This is a genomic window from Pseudomonas sp. FP597, from assembly GCF_030687435.1.
Lineage (GTDB): Bacteria > Pseudomonadota > Gammaproteobacteria > Pseudomonadales > Pseudomonadaceae > Aquipseudomonas > Aquipseudomonas lactucae.
Genome location: NZ_CP117432.1, coordinates 396,816 through 417,240 on the forward strand (window position 1 = coordinate 396,816; position 20,425 = coordinate 417,240).

Sequence of the window (20,425 nt, forward strand, 5' to 3'; positions counted from 1 at the left end):
TTGTATGTCGATTTCAAAAATTAGCCGCAGAGTATAACGCCCGACGGCCTTCGTCAGTTCACCGATCGTTACATTGTATCCACGCCAGGCGGAACGGGAATTTGACGTCAATAAAAACAAAAAAACCGGAAAGGTGATGGCGTTTTGGTTTTTTTGGCGTTCTCAAATGCTAATCTCTGCGCGTTCGTCCGCCTTCTGCGACCTATCGTCGCGCCAAAATGGAGTTTCACTCAAAAAAACGGCCACGCTTTGCGTGCAAGGCCGAGGGAGAGAGCGCCTGACGAACAACGACTAATAACTGGGGGAAACATCAATGAGCACCAGCACTGCGACGGGTCACACCGCCGAGCAGCCTGCGTTCCTGTCCAAGGAGCGCATTATCGCCAAGCCAGGGTTCAACCGCTGGCTGGTTCCACCGGCCGCCCTGGCCATCCATCTGTGCATCGGCATGGCCTACGGTTTCTCGGTGTTCTGGTTGCCGCTGTCCAAGGCACTGGGTATCACCGCGCCCGTGGCCTGCGCGCCGGACATGGGTTTTATCGCGCAGGTTTTTTCGTCCCAATGCGACTGGCCCATCTCCATGCTGGGCTGGATCTACACCCTGTTCTTCATCTTCCTGGGCTGCTCGGCAGCGATCTGGGGCGGCTGGCTGGAACATGCCGGACCACGCAAGGCCGGTGTTGTGTCGGCGCTTTGCTGGTGCGGCGGCCTGCTGATCTCGGCGTTGGGGATCTATACCCACCAGATCTGGCTGATGTGGATCGGCTCCGGCGTGATCGGCGGTATCGGTCTGGGCCTGGGCTATATCTCGCCGGTGTCGACCCTGATCAAGTGGTTTCCGGACAAGCGCGGCATGGCCACCGGCATGGCGATCATGGGCTTCGGCGGCGGCGCAATGGTAGGCGCGCCCCTGGCTGCGGCGCTGATGGGGCACTTCGCTTCGCCGACCAGCGTGGGCGTATGGCAGAGCTTCCTGGTGATGGCGGCGATCTACTTCGTGTTCATGATCGGCGGCGCGCTGTCCTACCGCGTGCCACCGACCGGCTGGAAGCCTGAGGGCTGGAGCGCGCCGGCGAAAAAAGCCAGCAACGCGATGATCACTCACCGTCACGTGCACGTGAACGTGGCCTGGAAAACCCCGCAGTTCCGCCTGGTTTGGCTGGTGTTGTGTCTGAACGTGTCGGCCGGTATCGGTATCCTCGGCATGGCTTCGCCGCTGCTGCAGGAAGTGTTCGGCGGCAAGCTGCTGGGTGTGGATGTGCCGTTCGGCCAACTGGACGCCGGGCAGCTTGCATCCATTGCTGCCATCGCGGCGGGGTTCACCGGTCTGTTGAGCCTGTTCAACATCGGTGGCCGGTTCTTCTGGGCGTCGTTCTCCGACTACCTGGGGCGTAAAAACACCTACTTTGTGTTCTTCGCCCTGGGCTTTGCCCTGTACGCGCTGATCCCGAACCTCGGTCACCTGGGCAACGTAGCGCTGTTCGTGGCGGCGTTCTGCATCATCCTGTCGATGTACGGCGGTGGTTTTGCGACCGTCCCGGCCTACCTGGCCGACCTGTTCGGTACCCAGATGGTGGGCGCGATCCACGGCCGCCTGCTGACGGCATGGGCCGCGGCGGGTGTGCTGGGCCCGGTGCTGGTGAACTACCTGCGTGAATATCAATTGAGCATCGGCGTCGAACGCGCCGCGGCCTATGACATCACCTTGTACATCCTCGCCGGCCTGCTGGTGCTGGGTTTCATCTGCAACCTGCTGGTGCGCCCGGTGGCCGACAAGTACTTCATGACCGATGCGGAACTGGCCGCCGAGCAAGCGCTGGGCCATGACAAAGGGGCTGACGCCACTACCGTGCTGGAGTGGAAAGCCTCTGCCGGCAGCAAGCCTTTGGCGATTGCCGCCTGGCTGGTGGTGGGTATTCCGTTGGCGTGGGGTGTGTGGGTGACCCTGCAGAAGACCGCGGTACTGTTCCACTGACATCAAGAGTGGGAGGGGCTTGCCCCCCTCCCACCTTGGATGTGTGGAGTTTTCATCAGTCGGTCCCACCTGTATGCACATGTCTATCCCCGACACTCCATCAGTCTTATCCCCTTCGATGTTTCTGTTTAGCGCCCGCGCCCCTATAATGGCTGCCTTTTTCGCCCAATGATTTTGCGGAGCTGGTGATGGCCGAACGTAAGGCGTCCGTCGAGCGCGACACTCTGGAAACCCAGATCAAAGCCTCGATCAACCTGGATGGCACCGGAAAGGCCCGATTTGATATCGGTGTTCCTTTTCTTGAGCACATGCTGGACCAGATCGCCCGTCACGGGCTGATCGACCTGGATATCGTCAGCAAGGGCGACCTGCACATCGACGACCACCACACGGTGGAAGACGTGGGCATCACCCTCGGCCAGGCATTTGCCAAGGCCATCGGCGACAAAAAAGGCATCCGTCGCTACGGCCACGCCTATGTCCCGCTGGACGAAGCGCTGTCGCGTGTGGTCATCGACTTCTCCGGCCGTCCAGGCCTGCAGATGCACGTGCCCTACACCCGCGCCACCGTGGGCGGCTTCGACGTCGACCTGTTCCAGGAATTCTTCCAGGGTTTCGTCAACCACGCACTCGTCAGCCTGCACATCGACAACCTGCGCGGCACCAACACCCACCACCAGATCGAAACCGTGTTCAAGGCTTTCGGCCGCGCCCTGCGCATGGCTGTGGAGCTGGATGACCGCATGGCCGGGCAAATGCCCTCGACCAAGGGCGTTCTGTAATGCAGACGGTCGCGGTTATCGATTACGGCATGGGTAACCTGCACTCGGTGGCCAAGGCCCTCGAGCACGTAGGTGCCGGCAAGGTGCTGATCACCAGCGATGCCAAGGTGATTCGCGAAGCCGATCGCGTGGTATTCCCGGGCGTTGGCGCGATTCGCGATTGCATGGCCGAGATCCGCCGCCTGGGCTTTGACAGCCTGGTGCGCGAAGTCAGCCAGGACCGCCCGTTCCTCGGTATCTGCGTGGGCATGCAGGCCCTGCTCGACAGCAGTGAAGAGAACGCCGGCGTCGAATGCATCGGCCTGTTTCCGGGCCAGGTGAAGTTTTTCGGCAAGGACCTGCATGAAGACGGCGAACACCTGAAAGTCCCGCACATGGGCTGGAACGAGGTCAGTCAGACAGTGGACCATCCGCTGTGGCACGATATTCCGGACCTGGCGCGCTTCTATTTCGTACACAGCTACTACATCGCCGCCGGTAATCCGCGCCAAGTGGTGGGTGGCGGGCACTACGGCGTCGACTTTGCCGCCGCGCTGGCCGACGGTTCGCGCTTCGCCGTGCAGTTCCACCCGGAGAAGAGCCATACCCATGGCCTGCAATTACTGCAGAACTTCGCCGCCTGGGATGGTCGCTGGTAAATGGCCCGCAAACCGAAGCAGCCGATCTTGCGCCTCACCCCCGAACAGGAGAGTGAGGCTACCCTCAAGATCAAGCGTTTCATGGAAGACCGCTTCGAACTCAAGTTGGGCTCGTTCGAGGTCGCGGAGATTCTCGACCTGTTCACCCACGAAGTGGCGCCGCATTATTACAACAGGGCGATTTTCGATACGCAGACGCTCCTTAAAGAAAGGTTCGAAAGCATCGAAAGCGACCTGTGGTCGCTTGAGAAACCCTGATTTTCCAAGCATTGCTGAATATCGAATAAGGTTTGCCAGATGCTGATTATCCCCGCTATCGATCTCAAGGACGGCGCCTGCGTACGTCTGCGCCAGGGCCGTATGGAAGATTCCACGGTGTTCTCCGATGACCCGGTGAGCATGGCCGCCAAATGGGTGGAAGGGGGCTGCCGTCGCCTGCATCTGGTGGACCTGAACGGCGCTTTCGAAGGCCAGCCGGTCAATGGCGAAGTGGTCACCGCGATTGCCAAGCGCTACCCGAACCTGCCGATCCAGATCGGTGGCGGTATCCGCTCCCTGGAAACCATCGAGCACTACGTGAAAGCGGGCGTGAGCTACGTGATCATCGGCACCAAGGCGGTGAAAGACCCTGCCTTTGTCGCCGAGGCGTGCCGTGCATTCCCAGGCAAAGTGATTGTCGGCCTGGACGCCAAAGACGGTTTCGTCGCCACCGACGGTTGGGCTGAAATCAGCACCGTGCAGGTCATCGACCTGGCCAGGCAGTTCGAAGCCGACGGCGTGTCCGCCATCGTTTATACCGACATCGCCAAAGACGGCATGATGCAGGGCTGCAACGTACCGTTCACCGCTGCGCTGGCGGCGGCGACGAAGATTCCGGTGATCGCTTCCGGCGGCATCCACAACCTGGGCGACATCAAGTCGCTGCTGGACGCCAAGGCACCCGGCATCATCGGCGCCATCACCGGCCGCGCGATCTACGAAGGTACCCTGGACGTCGCGCAAGCCCAGGCTTACTGCGATGCCTACAACGGCTGAGGACTGACCATGGCGCTGGCCAAACGCATCATCCCTTGCCTGGACGTCGACAACGGTCGCGTGGTCAAGGGCGTCAAGTTCGAGAACATCCGTGACGCCGGCGATCCGGTGGAAATCGCCCGTCGCTACGATGAGCAAGGCGCCGACGAGATTACCTTTCTCGACATTACCGCCAGCGTCGACGGCCGCGATACCACGTTGCATACCGTCGAGCGCATGGCCAGCCAGGTGTTTATCCCGCTGACCGTGGGCGGTGGCGTGCGCACCGTGCAAGACATCCGCAACCTGCTCAATGCCGGCGCGGACAAGGTCTCGATCAACACGGCCGCTGTATTCAACCCGGAGTTTGTTGGCGAAGCCGCGCAGCACTTCGGCTCGCAGTGCATCGTGGTGGCCATCGACGCCAAGAAAGTCTCGGGTCCGGGTGAAACCCCGCGCTGGGAAATCTTCACCCACGGCGGGCGCAAACCCACCGGCCTGGACGCAGTGGAGTGGGCGATGAAGATGGAAGGCCTGGGCGCCGGTGAAATCCTGCTGACCAGCATGGACCAGGACGGCATGAAGAACGGCTTCGACCTGGGCGTGACCCGCGCTATCAGCGATGCGCTGGGCATTCCGGTGATCGCCTCCGGGGGTGTCGGTAATCTGCAGCACCTGGCCGATGGCGTCATCGAAGGCCACGCCAGCGCGGTGCTGGCGGCGAGTATTTTCCACTTTGGCGAATACACCGTTCCCGAGGCAAAAGCCTATATGGCGGCGCGCGGTATCGTCGTGCGCTAAACGCCGCTGGACACCATGGCAAGTGCGCGGCACTCTCTGCGCTTGCCATGGATTCCGGTAACTTTTCATGTTCAAACAGCTGCTGCTCGCCCTCGCCAGTACCTCCGTGCTCATGGCCGGTACTGCCCACGCCGAAGAACCGTCTGACACCACCCTGGTGTTGCTGACGGAAAATTTCCCGCCCTACAACATGGCAAAAAACGGCAAGAACTTCGCCAAGGACGAGAATATCGAAGGCATCGCCGTGGACATCGTGCGCGAGACCTTCAAGCGTGCCGGCATTTCCTACAACCTCACCCTGCGTTTCCCCTGGGAGCGAATCTACAAGCTCGCCCTGGAGAAACCCGGCTATGGCGTATTCGTGATGGCGCGTCTGCCGGATCGTGAAGCGCTGTTCAAGTGGGTCGGCCCCATCGGTCCGGATGACTGGGTGCTGCTGGCCAAGGCCGACAGCACGCTCAAACTCGATGACCTGGAGCACGCGAGGGGTTACAAGATCGGCGCCTACAAGGGCGATGCCATCGCCGAGAGCCTGGAGAAACAGGGCCTCAACCCGATAGTGGTGTTGCGCGACCAGGACAATGCGCAAAAGCTGCAGGATGGCCAGATCGACTTGTGGGCCACGGGCGATCCTGCCGGGCGTTACCTGGCGCGGCAGGTGGGTGTGACGGGGCTCAGGACGGTGTTGCGGTTCAACAGTGCCGAGCTTTACCTCGCGTTGAACAAAGAGGTACCGGACGAATTGGTGACCAAGCTTCAGGCTGCGCTGGATGAGTTACGCAAGGACGGTCGGGTAGAGGAGATCGTGGCTAACTACCTGTAAACGCGAACCACTGTGGTGAGGGCGCTTGCTCCCGCTGGAGTGCGCAGCGCTCCCAACATTCTTGGGGGCCGCTACGCAGCCCAACGGGAGCAAGCTCCCTCGCCACAGTGGTTGGTCAGCGATACGCGCCATTTTTACCGTGTGCGGTCATGGCCTGATTGCTGCGCACACTGATCATCAGCTTGATATCAATCCACTCCACGCCCTGCGCCTTGAGTTTGGGCAACTCGCGCTCCAGTACCGCCAGGGTTTGCGGGTAGGGGTGGCCGATCATCACGGCCGAGCCCTGCTTGTGGGCGAGCTTGATCGCCGTCTGCAACTGCGTGGTGATTGCCGCTTCGGTACGTTCGTCGTCCAGGAACACATCTCGCGAGACACTGGCCAGGCCGATCTTCTGTGCCTCGGCGGCGGCCACGGTTTGTGCGCTGGTGCGGCTGTCGACGAAGAATTTGTGGCGTCGTTGCAGCTCGGCCATCAACCAGGCCATGGCAGCCGGTTGTGCCGTCATGCGGCTGCCCATGTGGTTGTTGATGCCGGCGGTGTAGGGCACCGCGGTGAAGGCGGCGTCCAGGCGTTTGCCCAGTTCTTCGACAGACAGCTCGGGGTGCCAGGCGAACGGCCCGGTGGCCGGGTCCATGGGCATGTGCAGGATCACGATCTTGCCGGCCTTGTGGGCTTCGCGGGCGAATTCGGCGGCGTGGGGTGTGTCGGGCATGATCGCGGTGGTGACAGGCCCGGGCAGGGCCAGCACGCGCCGGTCCCGTGGCAGGTTTTGCCCCAGGTCGTCGATGATCAAGGTGAGGTAGGCTTTATGAGGCTCGCCGGCCGGGGTCGCGTGGGCGACTCCGGCCAGGCTGCACAGCACAGCGATGATCAGGGCAACGCGCATATCAACGGCTGCGCGTGATGCTCAGGCCCTTGAGCAGGCTCAGCGCCTGGGCCAACTGATAGTCATCGTCCTGCGGCATCGGCTTGGCTTTCGCGCCGCTGCCGGTCGGCTGGTCGGCGCCGCCGTTGCCATTGCCCAGGTGACCTTGCAGGTCCGCCTCTTTGTAGTATTCGCTGTCGATCTCGTTGGTGATCTTGGCCTTGCGTACTTCGATGTCCGGCACGATGCCCTGGGCCTGGATCGAGCGGCCATTCGGCGTGTAGTACAAGGCGGTGGTGATCTTCAGCGCACGCTCGTTGTTCAGCGGCAACACGGTTTGCACCGAGCCTTTGCCGAAGCTGGTGGTGCCCATCAGCACGCCGCGTTTTTGATCCTGCAGTGCGCCGGCGACGATTTCCGAGGCCGAGGCGCTGCCGCCGTTGATCAGCACCGCCAATGGCACGTTTTCGCTGAGGTCGTTGCCGGTGGCCGAGAAGCGCAGCTCGGAGTTGGCGATACGGCCCTTGGTGTAGACGATCAGGCCTTTGGTGATGAAATGGTCAACCACTTCCACCGCCGATTGCAGTACGCCGCCTGGGTTGTTACGCAGGTCAAGCACCAGGCCGCTGAGTTTCTTGCCGTTGTCCTTGCGCAGCTTGGCCAGGGCCTTGGCCACTTCGTCGCCGGTCTTGACCTGGAACTGGGTAATGCGGATGTAGCCGTAGCCCGACTCCAGCAGTTGGCTCTTCACGCTCTTGACCACGATGGTCGCGCGGGTCAGCGTCACGTCAAACGGGTTTCCGCCGTCGCGCACCAGGGTCAGGGTGATTTTCTGGCCGATCTTGCCGCGCATCTTGTCGACGGCTTCGGTCATGGTCTGGCCGCGGGTCGGCTGGCCGTTGATCTTGACGATAAAGTCACCGGCCTGGATGCCGGCCTTCGACGCCGGAGTATCGTCGATCGGCGACACGACCTTGATGTTGCCGTCTTCGGCGCCGACTTCAATGCCCAGGCCGCCGAATTCACCGCTGGTGCTTTCCTGCAGCTCGGCGAAGTCTTCCGGGCCCAGGTAGGCGGAGTGCGGGTCGAGGTTGCTGAGCATGCCCTTGATGGCATTTTCCAGCAGGGTCTTGTCGTCTACGGGTTCGACATAAGCTGCCTTGATCCGGTCCATGACCTCGGCAAAGGTGCGCAGTTCGTCCAGCGGCAACGGTGCCTTGGTGGTCGCGGCAGAGGCGGCTGCAGCCGGGGCGGCCTGATCGGCAAAAGCCAGCGGCGCGCCGATCACCAGGGCGATCGTCAGGGCCAGCGAAGTGAGGCGGGACAAATGCAGCATGTCGAACGAACTCCTAATGTAGATGAGACCCTATCCTTGGGATCTGCACCATTGTGCAGGGTCGCTCGGGCGGCCCTGCTGACGAATAGCGAAGTACAGCGCCGGGGTGTCCTGGCCGCCACTGTTACCGACAGTGGAGATGGATTCACCGGCTTTTACAACATCACCTGCCGACTTGAGCAATGTCTGATTGTGGCCATAAAGGCTCAAATAGCCATTACCGTGGTCGAGAATCACCAACAAACCGGCGCCCCGCAGCCAATCGGCAAATACCACGCGCCCACCGTGGACGGCATGCACCTGGCTGCCGGCGGAGGCGCTGATCATCACCCCATCCCACTTGGCGCGGGTGTCATCGCCACGGGTTTCCCCAAAGCGTGCCAGCAATCGACCATCAACTGGCCATGGAAGTTTGCCTCGCGCTGAAGCAAATGGGCCGCCGAAGGACTCGCCAGCGCTGGAAACCAGCGGGCCAGGGGCTGAATGTGCCGGTTTACGCGGTGCCGGAGCATCCGTGGTGGCTGCCAGTTCGGCCTCACGCTGGCGCTTTTTTTCGGCTTCCTGCTGGGCGATCAGCGCTTTTTGTCGCGCTTCTTCTGCCTCACGTGCCTGGCGCGCCAGGGTTTCTTCGATGGTCTTGAGCACTTTGGCCAGGTCGGCCTGGTCCTGCTCGCGGGCCTGGAGCTTGGCGTCGCGGGCTTTTACGTCATCGTTGAGCTTGGCCAGGGCCAGCTGACGTTCCTTGCGGACCTTGTCGAGTTCGTCGCGCTGGGTGTCGAGGGCGCTTTTCTGGTCCTGCAACTGCGATTGCTGGTTGGCGATCTCCTGCTCGACATTGACCAACTGGCGCAGCGTCTCGTTGAAGCTTTTGAGTTGCTCCAGACGGGCCTTGCTCAGGTAGTCGTAGTAGGTCAGGGTGCGCGCGAATTTTTCTGGGTTCTGCTGGTTGAGCAGCAGCTTGAGGTATTCCTGGCGGCCGCTCTGGTAGGCGGCGCGGGCCTGGATCGCGATCAGGCGTTGCTGTTCAACGCGTGCGCTCTGGAGTTTTTTTTTCTCAGCGTCGAGTCGCTCCAGTTCCGACTCGCTCTTCTTTAGTTCTTTTTGCAGCTCCTGGACCTGCTTCTCCAGCTTGCCCATTTCGGTTTCCGTGCCGCGCAGGTCTTTCTGCACCCCGGATTTTTCTTCCTGGAGCTTGCCGAGCAGTTTTTTCAGCTCGGTAATGTCCTGACGCGTAGCGTCCAACTGTTGTTGGGTTTGTGCGCGCTCATCGGCAAACGCCGGTTGAAGCAGGCAGACAAGAGCAAGGGTAATCAAGGCGCGAAGCATAGAGGCGGGCGACACCAGGGAAAGGGACGGCCTAGTATGCCCGCCAAGCGCGGCAAAAAAAACGCCCAATTGGGGCTGGCGGGCAAGTTAGGTGCCGAGTGGCGCAGGTATGGCAAAAAGACATCTATCAAACACTGAGCTCCAGTGTGGGAGAGGGCTTGCCCCCATAGCGGCTGATCAGTCAACTTCATCAGTGACTGACACACTGCCATCGGGAGCAAGCCCCCTCCCACACTGTTTTATGGTGTGTTTTGGATTTAGACCAGAATCGAAGTACCCGTCATTTCCACCGGCTTCTCCAACCCCATCAGCATCAACATGGTCGGCGCCACATCCGCCAGCACGCCGCCGTCACGCACTTTGAAATCGCGCTTGCCGACATAGATGAACGGCACCGGCTCGGTGGTGTGGGCGGTGTGGGCCTGGCCTGTGGATTCGTCGGACATCTGCTCGCAGTTGCCATGGTCAGCGGTGATCAGCGCTTCGCCGCCGACTTTTTCCAGGGCGTCGGCGATGCGGCCGACGCACAGGTCCAGGCACTCCACGGCCTTGATCGCGGCTTCCAGGTTGCCGCTGTGGCCGACCATGTCGCCGTTGGCGTAGTTGACCACGATCACGTCATAACGCTGGTGCTCAATGGCATCGACGATCTTGTCGGTAACCTCCGGGGCGCTCATTTCCGGCTGCAAATCGTAGGTGGCGACTTTTGGCGACGGGATCAGGATGCGTTCTTCGCCCGGGAACGGTTCTTCACGCCCGCCTGAGAAGAAGAAGGTCACGTGGGCGTATTTTTCGGTTTCGGCGATGCGCAGTTGGGTCTTGCCGTTTTTCGCCAGGTAATCGCCCAGCACGTTGTCCAGGCTGCCGGCTGCGAACGCGGCAGGCGCCGGGATGCTGGCGGCGTATTGGGTCAGGCCTACGTATTGGACTTTTGGCTGGCGCGCGCGCTCGAACTCCTTGAAGCCGTCTTCGACAAACACGCGGCTCAGCTCGCGGGCACGGTCGGCGCGGAAGTTCATGAACACCACGGCGTCGCCGTCTTCGACTCTTACCGGCTCGCCGATGGTGGTCGCCTTGACGAATTCATCGCTCTCGCCGCGGGCATAGGCGGCTTCCAGGCCTTCCTGGGCGGTAGCGGCGTTGAATTCGGCCTGGCCGTCGACGATCAGGTTGTAGGCTTGGGATACGCGGTCCCAGCGGTTGTCGCGGTCCATTGCGAAGTAGCGGCCCACGATGCTGGCGATGCGGCCTTTGCCCAGGGCGGCGAAGGTCGCGTCGAGCAGTTCGATGGACGATTGCGCGCTTTTGGGCGGCGTGTCGCGGCCATCGAGAAAGGCGTGCAGGTAAATTTTATCGGCACCGCGCTTGAAGGCCAGTTCGGCCATGGCCACCAGATGGTCCTGGTGACTGTGTACGCCGCCGTCCGACAGCAGGCCCATGAAGTGCACGGCCTTGCCGGCGGCCACGGCTTTATCCACCGCCGCGCAAATGGTCGGGTTCTCGAAGAACTCGCCATCGCGGATCGCTTTGGTCACGCGGGTGAAGTCTTGATACACCACTCGTCCGGCGCCGAGGTTCATATGGCCGACTTCCGAGTTGCCCATCTGGCCGTCCGGCAGGCCTACGTCCATGCCGGAACCTGAGATCAGCCCGTTGGGCACGGTGGCCGTCAAACGGTCCAGTACCGGCTTGCGCGCCGCGTAGATCGCGTTGTCGTGGTGGCTTTCACTGTGTCCGAAGCCATCGAGAATTATCAGGACCAAAGGTTTAGGCGTAGTAGTCATAGATCCTCTCGCGGCGGTAATAAAGGAAGGCAATTGAAAAGGGAGTGGCAGTTTAAAGCGAAGTTCCGACCACGTCACCGCTTTACGGGGGTTGGCCCCCCCTGACGGCTGTGTATACTTACCGCCATTTTAACGCCCTGGAACCTCCTTGATGGTTGATCACCTGATTGCATTTGCCACTGCCCACTATCTGCTCGTGGGTGCCTTCGTCATCCTGCTGGCGCTGCTGATCGCTCACGAGATGAGCCGTGGTGGCCGCAGCCTGAGCACATCGGAGCTGACCGCGCTGGTCAACAAGGATGAGGCCATTGTCGTGGACATCCGCCCCGCCAAGGATTTCGCCACCGGCCATATCGTCGGTGCGCTGAACATTCCCCAGGACAAGCTGATCGCGCGCTTGCCCGAGCTGGAAAAGCACAAGGCCAAGACCATCATTCTGGTTGACGCCCAAGGCCAGCACGCGGGTACCCACGCCCGCGAAATGCTCAAGACCGGTTTCACCGCCGCCAAGCTGTCCGGTGGCATCAGCAGCTGGCGCGCCGATAACCTGCCGCTGGTGAAGTGATATGAGCCAGGTCGTCGTGTATTCCAGCGATTACTGCCCTTATTGCATTCGAGCCAAGCAGTTGCTCCAGAGCAAGAAGGTCGCCTTTGAAGAGATCAAGGTCGACGGCAAACCCCAGGTGCGCGCCGAAATGGCCCAGAAGGCTGGCCGCACGTCGGTGCCGCAGATCTGGATCGGCACTCGGCATATCGGTGGTTGCGATGACCTGTTCGCCCTGGAGCGCGCCGGTAAACTGGATGCGCTGCTGTCCGCCTAACCCCTTAAAGACCCCAAGATAAAGAAGGATCTGCGATGACTGATCAACAGAACACCGAAGCAGCGCAAGACCAAGGCCCACAGTTCTCGCTGCAGCGCATCTATGTGCGTGACCTGTCGTTCGAAGCGCCGAAAAGCCCGGCCATCTTCCGCCAGGAATGGACCCCAAGCGTTGCGCTGGACCTGAACACCCGCCAAAAAGCCCTGGAAGGCGACTTCCACGAAGTCGTGCTGACCCTGTCGGTCACCGTCAAGAATGGCGAAGAAGTGGCCTTCATCGCTGAAGTACAACAGGCCGGTATCTTCCTGATCCAGGGCCTGGACGAAGCCTCCATGAGCCACACCCTGGGCGCGTTCTGCCCGAACATCCTGTTCCCGTATGCCCGCGAGACCCTGGACAGCCTGGTCACCCGTGGCTCGTTCCCGGCATTGATGCTGGCGCCGGTGAACTTCGATGCCCTGTACGCGCAAGAGCTGCAGCGCATGCAACAGGAAGGTTCGTCGACGGTTCAGTAAGTCGATGCGGTAAAAATGTGGGAGGGGGCTCGCTCCCGATAGCGGTGTACCAGTCACGTCAGTGTCGGCTGGCAACCCCTCATCGGGCGCAAGCCCCCTTCCACATTTTGCTATGTGCGTTATTTGAAACCGAGTTGGCGCCAGCCTTCGTAGACTGCGACGGCCACGGTGTTGGACAGGTTCAGGCTGCGACAACCCTCGCGCATGGGCAAGCGCAGGCGATGCCCATCGGGCAGGGCGTCGAGCACTTCGGCCGGCAGTCCGCGGCTCTCGGGGCCGAACAGGAAGGCGTCGCCCTCGGCAAAGCTGGCATCATGGAACGGCCGCGAACCCTTGGTGGTGAAGGCGAACAGGCGCGGGTGGCCCAGGCTTTCCAGGCAACTGGCCAGGTCGGCGTGGCGCTTGAGCGTGGCGTACTCGTGGTAGTCGAGCCCGGCGCGGCGCAGGCGCTTGTCGTCCATGTCAAAGCCCAAGGGCTCGATCAAGTGCAGGTGGCAGCCACTGTTGGCGCACAGCCTGATAACGTTGCCGGTATTCGGCGGAATTTCTGGTTGAAAAAGGATGACGTGAAACATGCACGGCTCCGAAGGCAAAGATGCGCTGCATTCTACCCCTGAAGACGACCCAAGGCCGAAGCTATTGCCCAAGGTCATGGGCTCCTTGGCAATTGTCGGCCTGATGGTGGGCTTGATGATCGGCCGCCTGACCATCCCCGACCCCGTGGAGCTGCAACAACTGGAGGCGGTGACGGACGGCGTGGTGGTGTGGTTCAGCCGCGAGCCTGAACTGCACGGCGAACACATCGACGGCACGGTGGCGCTGCTGTTCGACGCCCAGGGCAAGGCCGCCAGTGGGCAACTCAAGGTCAATGACAAGGACGTGAACTGGCGCATTCGCAAGACCGATGGTGGCTTGCTGCTGAACCTGGTGGCGGCTCGGCCATTGCGCGGGGCGTGGAAAGGCGAGGAGGTCGATGACCGTTGGCGGTTGGAGATCCATCTCCAGGAGCAATAAAAGAGGGAGTTCCCGGCCTGCCTGTACCAGGGCTCCCAAAACGGGGTGAAGCCAAGGGCTTCGGTGTTAAAGAGGGAATTCCCGGCCTGCCTGTACCGAGGTTCCCCAAAGCGGTGTGGAGCGCGACGCGGTTCGCATCAAGCACCCCGGGTGTAAAGAGGGGGATTCTCGGCCTGCCTGTACCAAGGTCCCCAAAACTGGGTAGTACTGGGGTTATTGCAGGGCGCGTGCCAGATTCGTCGAGATGTGCCAAAAAAATTTTCAGAAAGCGCAAAGCCCCGGAATACGGGGCTTTGGTGTTTTTGGGCCCCAGGATTTTTTCAGAGGCTCTGAGATTTCAGGCGTTGGGTCCATGCCCGATGCCGGTTCATGGTGCATTGAAGCGGTGCACAGCCCTGAAATCTTGTGAAGATCCAAATGTGGGAGGGGGCTTTCAGTGGAGCTGAGATTCAGGCGTCGTCGCTTTCATCGTCATCCCCACCGTCGACCTTCATCCCCAGCTCCTTGATCTTGCGCGTCAGGGTATTGCGGCCCCAGCCCAGCAACACCGCGGCATCGCGACGGCGGCCGGCGGTGTGCTTCAGCGCGGTCTCGATCATGATCCGTTCAAAGGCAGGCACGGCACTGTCCAGCAGGTTCGACTGGCCGCGTGCCAGCGCCTGGTCAGCCCATTGGCGCAGCGCCTGTTCCCAGTTGGTCACGGGGGCCGAGTCCTGCGGCAGGCTCAACAGCTCCGGTGGCAGGTCGCTGATATGCACTTCACGCCCGGACGCCATTACGGTGATCCAGCGGCAGGTGTTCTCCAGCTGGCGCACGTTGCCGGGCCACGGCAGGTTCTTGAGGTACTCCTCGGTTTCGCTTTTGAGCAGCTTCGGCTCGACGGCCAGTTCCTGGGCGGCGCGGCTGAGGAAGTGGCGGGCGAGGGTCGGGATGTCTTCGCGACGGTCCGACATGCGCGGGATGTGGATGCGGATCACGTTGAGACGGTGGAACAAGTCTTCCCGGAACTTGCCCGCGTGCACCAGGGTTTCCAGGTTCTGGTGGGTCGCAGCGATGATACGCACATCGACCTTGACCGGTGTGTGCCCGCCCACGCGGTAGAACTCGCCGTCCGCCAGTACGCGCAGCAGGCGGGTCTGGGTGTCGGCCGGCATGTCGCCGATCTCATCGAGGAACAGCGTGCCGCCGTCGGCCTGTTCAAAGCGTCCGCGACGCAGGTTGGCCGCGCCGGTGAACGCGCCTTTCTCGTGGCCGAACAGCTCGGACTCCATCAAGTCCTTCGGAATCGCCGCCATGTTCAGCGCGATAAACGGCGAGGCCGCCCGTGGGCTGTGACGGTGCAGCGCGTGGGCCACCAGCTCTTTACCGGTACCCGACTCGCCGTTGATCAGCACGGTGATGTTGGAATGGCTCAACCGCCCGATGGCGCGAAACACTTCCTGCATCGCCGGCGCTTCGCCAATGATCTCCGGGGTGCGGGTCAGGGCCGGTGGGGCTTCCTGGTTCTGCTGTTCCTGGGCGTGCTGGTTGGCGCGCTTGACCAGCGCCACGGCCTCGTCCACGTCGAACGGCTTGGGCAGGTATTCAAACGCACCACCCTGGTAGGACGCCACAGCGCTGTCCAGGTCCGAGTGCGCGGTCATGATGATCACCGGCAGGCGCGGGTGCTGCTCGCGAATGCGCGCCAACAGGTCCAGGCCGCTGGCGCCGGGCATGCGGATGTCGGAGATGATCACGTCCGGCTGCTGACGTGCCAGGCGGCTCATCACGCCGTCGGCGCTGTCGAAGCTCTGGGTGGTCATGCCTTCCTGTTGCAAGGCTTTCTCGAGGACCCAGCGGATGGAACGGTCGTCATCGACGATCCAGACGGTTTCACTACGGCTCATGTCGAAGGGGCTCCTTGTTCCAGTGGCAGAAAGATCGAGAACGTGGTGTGACCCGGATGGCTCTCACACTCGATCAGGCCCTGATGCTGGCTGATGATGTTCTGGGTAATGGCCAGGCCCAGCCCGGTACCGTCCGGGCGGCCGCTGACCATGGGAAAGAAAATGGTTTCCTGCAGTTCCGCGGGAATGCCCGGACCGTTGTCGATGATCTCGACCTTGGTCACCAGGCGATGGCGCACATGGCCGATGGTGAACTGGCGCAGGGCGCGGGTGCGCAGGCTGATGCGGCCAAGGCGCAGCTCGTTCTGGCTGCTGATGGCCTGCATGGCGTTGCGCACAATGTTGAGCACCGCCTGGATCATCTGCTCGCGGTCGATCAACACATCGGGAATGCTTGGGTCGTAGTCGCGCACCAGGGTGATGCAGCCCTGGCTTTCTGCCTCGACCAACTGGCTGACGCGCTCGAGCACTTCGTGCACGTTGGTCATCGCCAGGGACGGCAGCTTGTTGGAACCGAGCATGCGGTCCACCAGGTTACGCAGGCGGTCGGCTTCTTCGATGATGACGTTGGTGTAGTCCTTGAGATGCTCCTCCGGCAGCTCGCGGGCCAGCAACTGCGCGGCGCCGCGAATACCGCCCAGCGGGTTCTTGATCTCATGGGCCAGGCCGCGCACCAGCATCTTGCTGGTTTCCTGCTTGGACAGCTGCGCTTCCTCTTTGGTAATGCGCAGCAGGCGGTCGCGGGGGTGCACTTCGAGCAGCAGCAGGGTGGCGCCGTTGCTCAGGATCGGGGTCACGGCGTAGTCGACGGTCAGCGTTTGGCCGGTGAGGGCGGTGAGCATCGCTTCGCGCTTGGTGAACGGGTGAGCCTGCTCCACGGCCTGGCGCAACGAGCTCAAGGCCTCGGCCGACTCGGTGAACAATTCGCTGATGAACTGCCCATGGCTGCGCTGGCCGCTGATGGCCAGCAGCATCTCCGCCGCCGGGTTCATGTACTCAAGACGCAGGTCGTCATTGAGCAGGATGGTCGCGGTGGTCAGGTTGTCGAGTAGCAAACGGTGCAGTGCATCGCTGATGGTCATCAGGACCTCTTTTGGAGCAAGGCGCGGGCTTGAGGCACACGCTGATACAAGGAAAATGCAAAAACCAAACCAAGGCTCCGAAAAGAAGCGTTAAAGCCCTGAAATAGGGGTTTAAGGCTCGAAACTGTGGCGTTTAGCCAGCCCTTGCGGGAAGTTTCGAACCAAAATGGGTTGGTGAGGTGGGTAGGGTGCAGTATGTTGCACCAATATAGTGCGAATTTGCGCGAGCTGTTCAGGAACGCTCAAAGGCTATCCTGAGAGTGGCCAAGTTGCCGGACGTGGACGGGGCGACGGCCTTAGCCGGTGGCGGGATTGCCGGGCGGTGCTGTTCGCTGTGCGTTTTTAGAGTGTGTCGTGTGATGATTTTTTTCGCGCGGTGAGACAGGGATCGATGACTTCGCGTAGCGCGGCGCTGTCGTGTGGCAACACAAACTCAGCGGTCAATGGTCCATCGTCGGGGATCGCCGAAGTCAGCTTCATCCTGATTAGCTGACCGCCCCTGTTCTCAGTTGCCCACTCACTTAACGCCTGCTGATTGACCTGTGTGATAAACGTGAACAGCGCGAGAGATCCGCCGATGTGATAGCCATTTATAGCGTAGTGACGAGTGGGACGGTTATCGGTAGTGATGCTGAGCGGTCCGGTTGACGAGGCTTCCTTGCCTTCATAAATGTCGGTTTTGAAGTGCAGCCGATCGGTGGGGGCCAACAGCGAGATCGAGGCGCTCCCCTCGGAGTGATTGCACATGACCTGCAGCATCGCCTTACCGGTTTTGTCTCCATGGACGGCTACGCCATTGAGGTTGGCCACCCACGTCGGACTGTCTGGATGCAGGGCATCGACCGTCCAGATGTAGGGTTTTGGGGGCGGCGGGGTGGCGTGTGCCTGACCCAATACTGCGAGCATCAGCATCATTGAGCATAGGGGCTTGCAGGTGCGGTTCATTGCGAGATTCGTCGTAAGTGGCTGCCGAATGCTGCATTCTGGTCGCTCGGCTGCCCGGTGGGTATCGGACATTTGCTCAATTCACCGTGCATAACCGCTCTGTGCGCGTTTCACTACGGGTAAACGCACAGCTCGCCAGTGGCGCGGGCCATCGCAATCTGCATCAGCGGCTCGTGCATGGGTTCCAGAGTGGCCAGGGCGACCCAGTGTGGGCACTTCGGGTCTTTTCGATACGGAGTGAAGTCGGCCAATTGCTGCAGCAGGCGCTTTTGCAGTTGGTCGAGTTGGGGACGGATCTGGCCGCTGAGGTCCGGACGCGGCAGGTCAGGCGCTTTGCCCATCTGCTGCCAATCGTTCAGGCGGTTGTACTGCACCAGCTTGTTGGCCTCGATCTGCGCCGCAAAAAATTGCTCGGCCGCTGCGGGGTCCAGCTTGTAGCTCGGCGCCTGGGCGACGACGCTGGCAATCACTTCTTGCTCGCGTTTTTTGTCTTCCACGGCTTTGTGGCTGTCCCATTTGCTTAAGGCCACCTGGTCGGCAATCGCCAGGCGTTCGGCGATGCTGTTGAGCAGTGGTTGCAGCGTGGGCGGCGCGGCGGTGGCGGTGGCGCTGATAAACAACAGAGCGAACACAAATCGATGTTTCAAGGGTGATCTCCTTGTGGGAGGGGGCTTGCTCCCGATAGCGGTGGGTCAGCTGGAAATAGGCTGACTGATATACAGCTATCGGGAGCAAGCCCCCTCCCACAGTTTTTGATTGGGTTTGCAGGTTTAGAGCTGTGTCAGTTTCAGGCTACCTTATCTTGCGCGGTTGCCTACAGGTGCGCCAGAATCCGCCGGCTTGTACGGCTGGCTTGTCGTCTCTAAGGTTGCTCGGTCGCTGCTCATCAGCGATCAGGTTTAGTAGCCTGGACTCGAATTGTAGGTCGTGCATTTTCCATCACGCTTGATGGCGGTTGTGCGCAGGGCATCTTCGGATGCGCCGGGCTTCTACATTCACCGGTCTACTAACCTGCGCACAGCTGCCTCCACTTCGTTTAGTAGCGAAATGAAAGCGGCCTCATTCGAGGAATGTAGAAAATGTTCAAGCCAACCCCAAATCCACCCCCCTGCATCTTCACCATCGCCGCCGATATCGACGACGAAGCCCTGATGGTCAACAGTTTCGAAACCTTCTCCTCGGTCAGCACCTTGTTGCTGGACCTTTCTGAAGATCTGGATGGCAAACACCGCGATGTCGCGCTGGCCATTCACCAACTGAGTGCATTGGGCGCATTGATGGTCAGCCGTATGCTCGACCGCCAAGTAGCCAGCTGATAATTCCCAGGCAAAAAAAAGACCTCCCGAACAGGAGGTCTTTTTCATCACGCCACCTTAAGCAGCGCTACCGGATCAGCAGCTGTAGTACAGCTCGTATTCCAGTGGGTGTACGAAGGTGCGTACTTTGATTTCTTCTGCGCTTTTGAGCTCGATGTATGCGTCAATGAAGTCGTCGCTGAACACGCCGCCTTTGGTCAGGAACGCACGGCCCTTGTCCAGCTCTTCCAGGGCTTCTTTCAGGCTGCCGCACACTTGTGGGATCTCTTTGGCCTCTTCAGGCGGCAGGTCGTACAAGTTTTTGTCGGCGGCGTCGCCAGGGTGGATCTTGTTCTGGATACCGTCCAGGCCGGCCATGACCAGAGCCGCGAAGGCCAGGTATGGGTTGGCTGCCGGGTCCGGGAAACGTGCTTCGATACGGCGAGCGCGAGGGCTGGACACGTAAGGAATACGGATCGAGGCGGAACGGTTGCGAGCCGAGTAGGCCAGCATCACCGGTGCTTCGAAACCTGGAACCAGACGCTTGTAGGAGTTGGTCGACGGGTTGGTGAAGCCGTTCAGGGCCTTACCGTGCTTGATGATGCCGCCGATGAAGTACAGGGCGGTGTCGGACAGGCCGGCATAACCTTCGCCAGCGAAGGTGTTCTTGCCATCTTTGGCGATGGACAAGTGAACGTGCATGCCCGAACCGTTATCGCCGTACAGTGGCTTAGGCATGAAGGTCGCGGTACGGCCGTAGGCTACGGCAGTGTTGTGTACGCAGTACTTCAGGGTCTGAACTTCGTCAGCCTTGGCCACCAGGGTGTTGAACTTCACGCCGATTTCGTTCTGGCCGGCAGTCGCCACTTCGTGGTGGTGCACTTCGATGACCAGGCCCATGTCTTCCATGGCGTTGCACATGGAGGTACGGATTTCGTGGTCGTGGTCGAACGGTGGAACCGGGAAGTAGCCGCCTTTGATACCTGGACGGTGGCCATGGTTGCCGCCTTCCACGTCCTGGTCGGACATCCACGAACCTTGTTCGGAGTAGATCTTGAACATGGAACCGGAGATATCGGACTTGAACTTCACTTGATCGAAGATGAAGAACTCTGGCTCCGGGCCTACGAATACGGTGTCGCCGATACCGGTCGACTTCAGGTATTCCTCGGCACGCTTGGCGATCGCACGTGGGTCGCGGTCGTAGCCTTGCATGGTCGAAGGCTCGATCACGTCGCAGACGATGATCAGGGTCGGTTCTTCGGTGAACGGATCCAGCACGGCAGTGCTGTCATCCGGCATCAGGATCATGTCGGAGGCTTCGATGCCTTTCCAGCCGGCGATGGAGGAACCGTCGAACATTTTGCCTTCTTCGAAGAAAGCATCATCCAGCGCGTCGCGAGCCGGCATGGTCACGTGGTGCTGAGTGCCTTTGGTGTCCGTGAAGCGCAGATCAATCCATTTAACGTCATGATCTTTGATGAGTTGAACCGACTTCGACATAGTGTCCTCCGGGTGGC

The 20,425-nt window shown here is 60.8% G+C and carries 22 protein-coding genes; 12 read left to right on the top strand and 10 right to left on the bottom strand.

Features of this window, described 5'->3' with window-relative positions; translation table 11 throughout:
• The first annotated feature begins 313 nt into the window (after positions 1-313).
• From PSH66_RS01745 to PSH66_RS01775, 7 genes are all read left to right on the top strand, one after another.
• Positions 314-1,975 (top strand): OFA family MFS transporter, encoded by a 1,662-nt coding sequence (locus PSH66_RS01745; protein ID WP_003171102.1) that lies wholly within the window; start codon positions 314-316, stop codon positions 1,973-1,975.
• A 188-nt stretch (positions 1,976-2,163) separates the two neighbouring features.
• Complete coding sequence (gene hisB, locus PSH66_RS01750) at positions 2,164-2,757, top strand: imidazoleglycerol-phosphate dehydratase HisB (protein ID WP_003218037.1); 594 nt, start codon at positions 2,164-2,166, stop codon at positions 2,755-2,757.
• Positions 2,757-3,395: an imidazole glycerol phosphate synthase subunit HisH gene (gene hisH / locus PSH66_RS01755; protein ID WP_305428270.1), complete on the top strand. Its 639-nt coding sequence runs from the start codon at positions 2,757-2,759 to the stop codon at positions 3,393-3,395. Before hisB ends, hisH begins: the two co-directional genes overlap by 1 nt.
• A complete protein-coding gene (locus tag PSH66_RS01760) occupies positions 3,396-3,653 on the top strand; it encodes a DUF2164 domain-containing protein (protein ID WP_003171105.1) in 258 nt (85 codons plus the stop codon). It begins immediately after the preceding gene.
• 39 nt (positions 3,654-3,692) lie between these two features.
• Positions 3,693-4,430, top strand: a complete 738-nt coding sequence (gene hisA / locus PSH66_RS01765; protein WP_003171106.1) for a 1-(5-phosphoribosyl)-5-[(5-phosphoribosylamino)methylideneamino]imidazole-4-carboxamide isomerase — start codon at positions 3,693-3,695, stop codon at positions 4,428-4,430.
• Positions 4,431-4,439: 9 nt separating this feature from the next.
• Positions 4,440-5,210, top strand: a complete 771-nt coding sequence (gene hisF / locus PSH66_RS01770; protein ID WP_003171107.1) for an imidazole glycerol phosphate synthase subunit HisF — start codon at positions 4,440-4,442, stop codon at positions 5,208-5,210.
• 67 nt (positions 5,211-5,277) lie between these two features.
• Positions 5,278-6,033 carry an ABC transporter substrate-binding protein gene (locus tag PSH66_RS01775; protein WP_305428271.1) on the top strand — a complete coding sequence of 252 codons (756 nt, stop codon included), beginning with the start codon at positions 5,278-5,280 and terminating at the stop codon, positions 6,031-6,033.
• A 115-nt stretch (positions 6,034-6,148) separates the two neighbouring features.
• Here the strand turns inward: PSH66_RS01775 and PSH66_RS01780 are convergent, their stop codons facing one another.
• The 4 genes from PSH66_RS01780 to gpmI form a co-directional block, all read right to left on the bottom strand.
• On the bottom strand, positions 6,149-6,922 hold the full coding sequence (locus tag PSH66_RS01780; protein ID WP_141063107.1) for a divergent polysaccharide deacetylase family protein: 774 nt from the start codon (positions 6,920-6,922) through the stop codon (positions 6,149-6,151).
• Between the two features lies 1 nt (position 6,923).
• The gene (locus tag PSH66_RS01785; protein WP_003171110.1) at positions 6,924-8,237 is read right to left on the bottom strand and encodes a S41 family peptidase; all 1,314 of its coding nucleotides are present in this window, start codon (positions 8,235-8,237) and stop codon (positions 6,924-6,926) included.
• Between the two features lie 30 nt (positions 8,238-8,267).
• Positions 8,268-9,563, bottom strand: a complete 1,296-nt coding sequence (locus tag PSH66_RS01790) for a murein hydrolase activator EnvC (RefSeq protein WP_017529552.1) — start codon at positions 9,561-9,563, stop codon at positions 8,268-8,270.
• A gap of 257 nt (positions 9,564-9,820) precedes the next feature.
• Positions 9,821-11,347 (bottom strand): 2,3-bisphosphoglycerate-independent phosphoglycerate mutase, encoded by a 1,527-nt coding sequence (gene gpmI / locus PSH66_RS01795; RefSeq protein WP_305428272.1) that lies wholly within the window; start codon positions 11,345-11,347, stop codon positions 9,821-9,823.
• 151 nt (positions 11,348-11,498) lie between these two features.
• On the opposite strand from gpmI, the gene PSH66_RS01800 reads away from it, so the two are divergent.
• Genes PSH66_RS01800 through secB form a run of 3 tightly spaced genes read left to right on the top strand, consistent with a single transcriptional unit; the run spans position 11,499 to position 12,683 of the window.
• Entirely contained in the window at positions 11,499-11,912 is a 414-nt protein-coding gene (locus PSH66_RS01800) for a rhodanese-like domain-containing protein (RefSeq protein WP_078731164.1), read from the top strand.
• Position 11,913: 1 nt separating this feature from the next.
• Positions 11,914-12,168 (top strand): glutaredoxin 3, encoded by a 255-nt coding sequence (gene grxC / locus PSH66_RS01805; protein WP_305428273.1) that lies wholly within the window; start codon positions 11,914-11,916, stop codon positions 12,166-12,168.
• Positions 12,169-12,203: 35 nt separating this feature from the next.
• Positions 12,204-12,683, top strand: coding sequence for a protein-export chaperone SecB (secB, locus tag PSH66_RS01810; RefSeq protein WP_003171119.1), 480 nt, complete (start codon positions 12,204-12,206; stop codon positions 12,681-12,683).
• 119 nt (positions 12,684-12,802) lie between these two features.
• Here secB and PSH66_RS01815 read toward each other — a convergent pair whose 3' ends face one another.
• Complete coding sequence (locus PSH66_RS01815) at positions 12,803-13,258, bottom strand: tRNA (cytidine(34)-2'-O)-methyltransferase (protein WP_003171120.1); 456 nt, start codon at positions 13,256-13,258, stop codon at positions 12,803-12,805.
• On the opposite strand from PSH66_RS01815, the gene PSH66_RS01820 reads away from it, so the two are divergent.
• The gene (locus PSH66_RS01820) at positions 13,257-13,697 is read left to right on the top strand and encodes a hypothetical protein (protein ID WP_305428274.1); all 441 of its coding nucleotides are present in this window, start codon (positions 13,257-13,259) and stop codon (positions 13,695-13,697) included. The two genes, PSH66_RS01815 and PSH66_RS01820, sit on opposite strands and share 2 nt — an antisense overlap.
• A 449-nt stretch (positions 13,698-14,146) precedes the next feature.
• Here PSH66_RS01820 and ntrC read toward each other — a convergent pair whose 3' ends face one another.
• The 4 genes from ntrC to PSH66_RS01840 form a co-directional block, all read right to left on the bottom strand.
• Positions 14,147-15,583 carry a nitrogen regulation protein NR(I) gene (gene ntrC, locus PSH66_RS01825; protein WP_141063103.1) on the bottom strand — a complete coding sequence of 479 codons (1,437 nt, stop codon included), beginning with the start codon at positions 15,581-15,583 and terminating at the stop codon, positions 14,147-14,149.
• The gene (gene glnL / locus PSH66_RS01830) at positions 15,580-16,665 is read right to left on the bottom strand and encodes a nitrogen regulation protein NR(II) (protein WP_003171123.1); all 1,086 of its coding nucleotides are present in this window, start codon (positions 16,663-16,665) and stop codon (positions 15,580-15,582) included. The genes ntrC and glnL overlap by 4 nt, the downstream gene beginning before the upstream one ends.
• Positions 16,666-17,007: 342 nt before the next feature.
• A complete protein-coding gene (locus PSH66_RS01835; RefSeq protein WP_305428275.1) occupies positions 17,008-17,682 on the bottom strand; it encodes a hypothetical protein in 675 nt (224 codons plus the stop codon).
• Positions 17,683-17,723: 41 nt separating this feature from the next.
• Positions 17,724-18,257: a chorismate mutase gene (locus PSH66_RS01840; RefSeq protein WP_305428276.1), complete on the bottom strand. Its 534-nt coding sequence runs from the start codon at positions 18,255-18,257 to the stop codon at positions 17,724-17,726.
• Positions 18,258-18,689: 432 nt separating this feature from the next.
• On the opposite strand from PSH66_RS01840, the gene PSH66_RS01845 reads away from it, so the two are divergent.
• Positions 18,690-18,926: a DUF6124 family protein gene (locus tag PSH66_RS01845; RefSeq protein ID WP_003171127.1), complete on the top strand. Its 237-nt coding sequence runs from the start codon at positions 18,690-18,692 to the stop codon at positions 18,924-18,926.
• 75 nt (positions 18,927-19,001) lie between these two features.
• Here PSH66_RS01845 and glnA read toward each other — a convergent pair whose 3' ends face one another.
• Positions 19,002-20,408, bottom strand: coding sequence for a type I glutamate--ammonia ligase (gene glnA / locus PSH66_RS01850; protein WP_003171128.1), 1,407 nt, complete (start codon positions 20,406-20,408; stop codon positions 19,002-19,004).
• Positions 20,409-20,425: the final 17 nt, after the last annotated feature.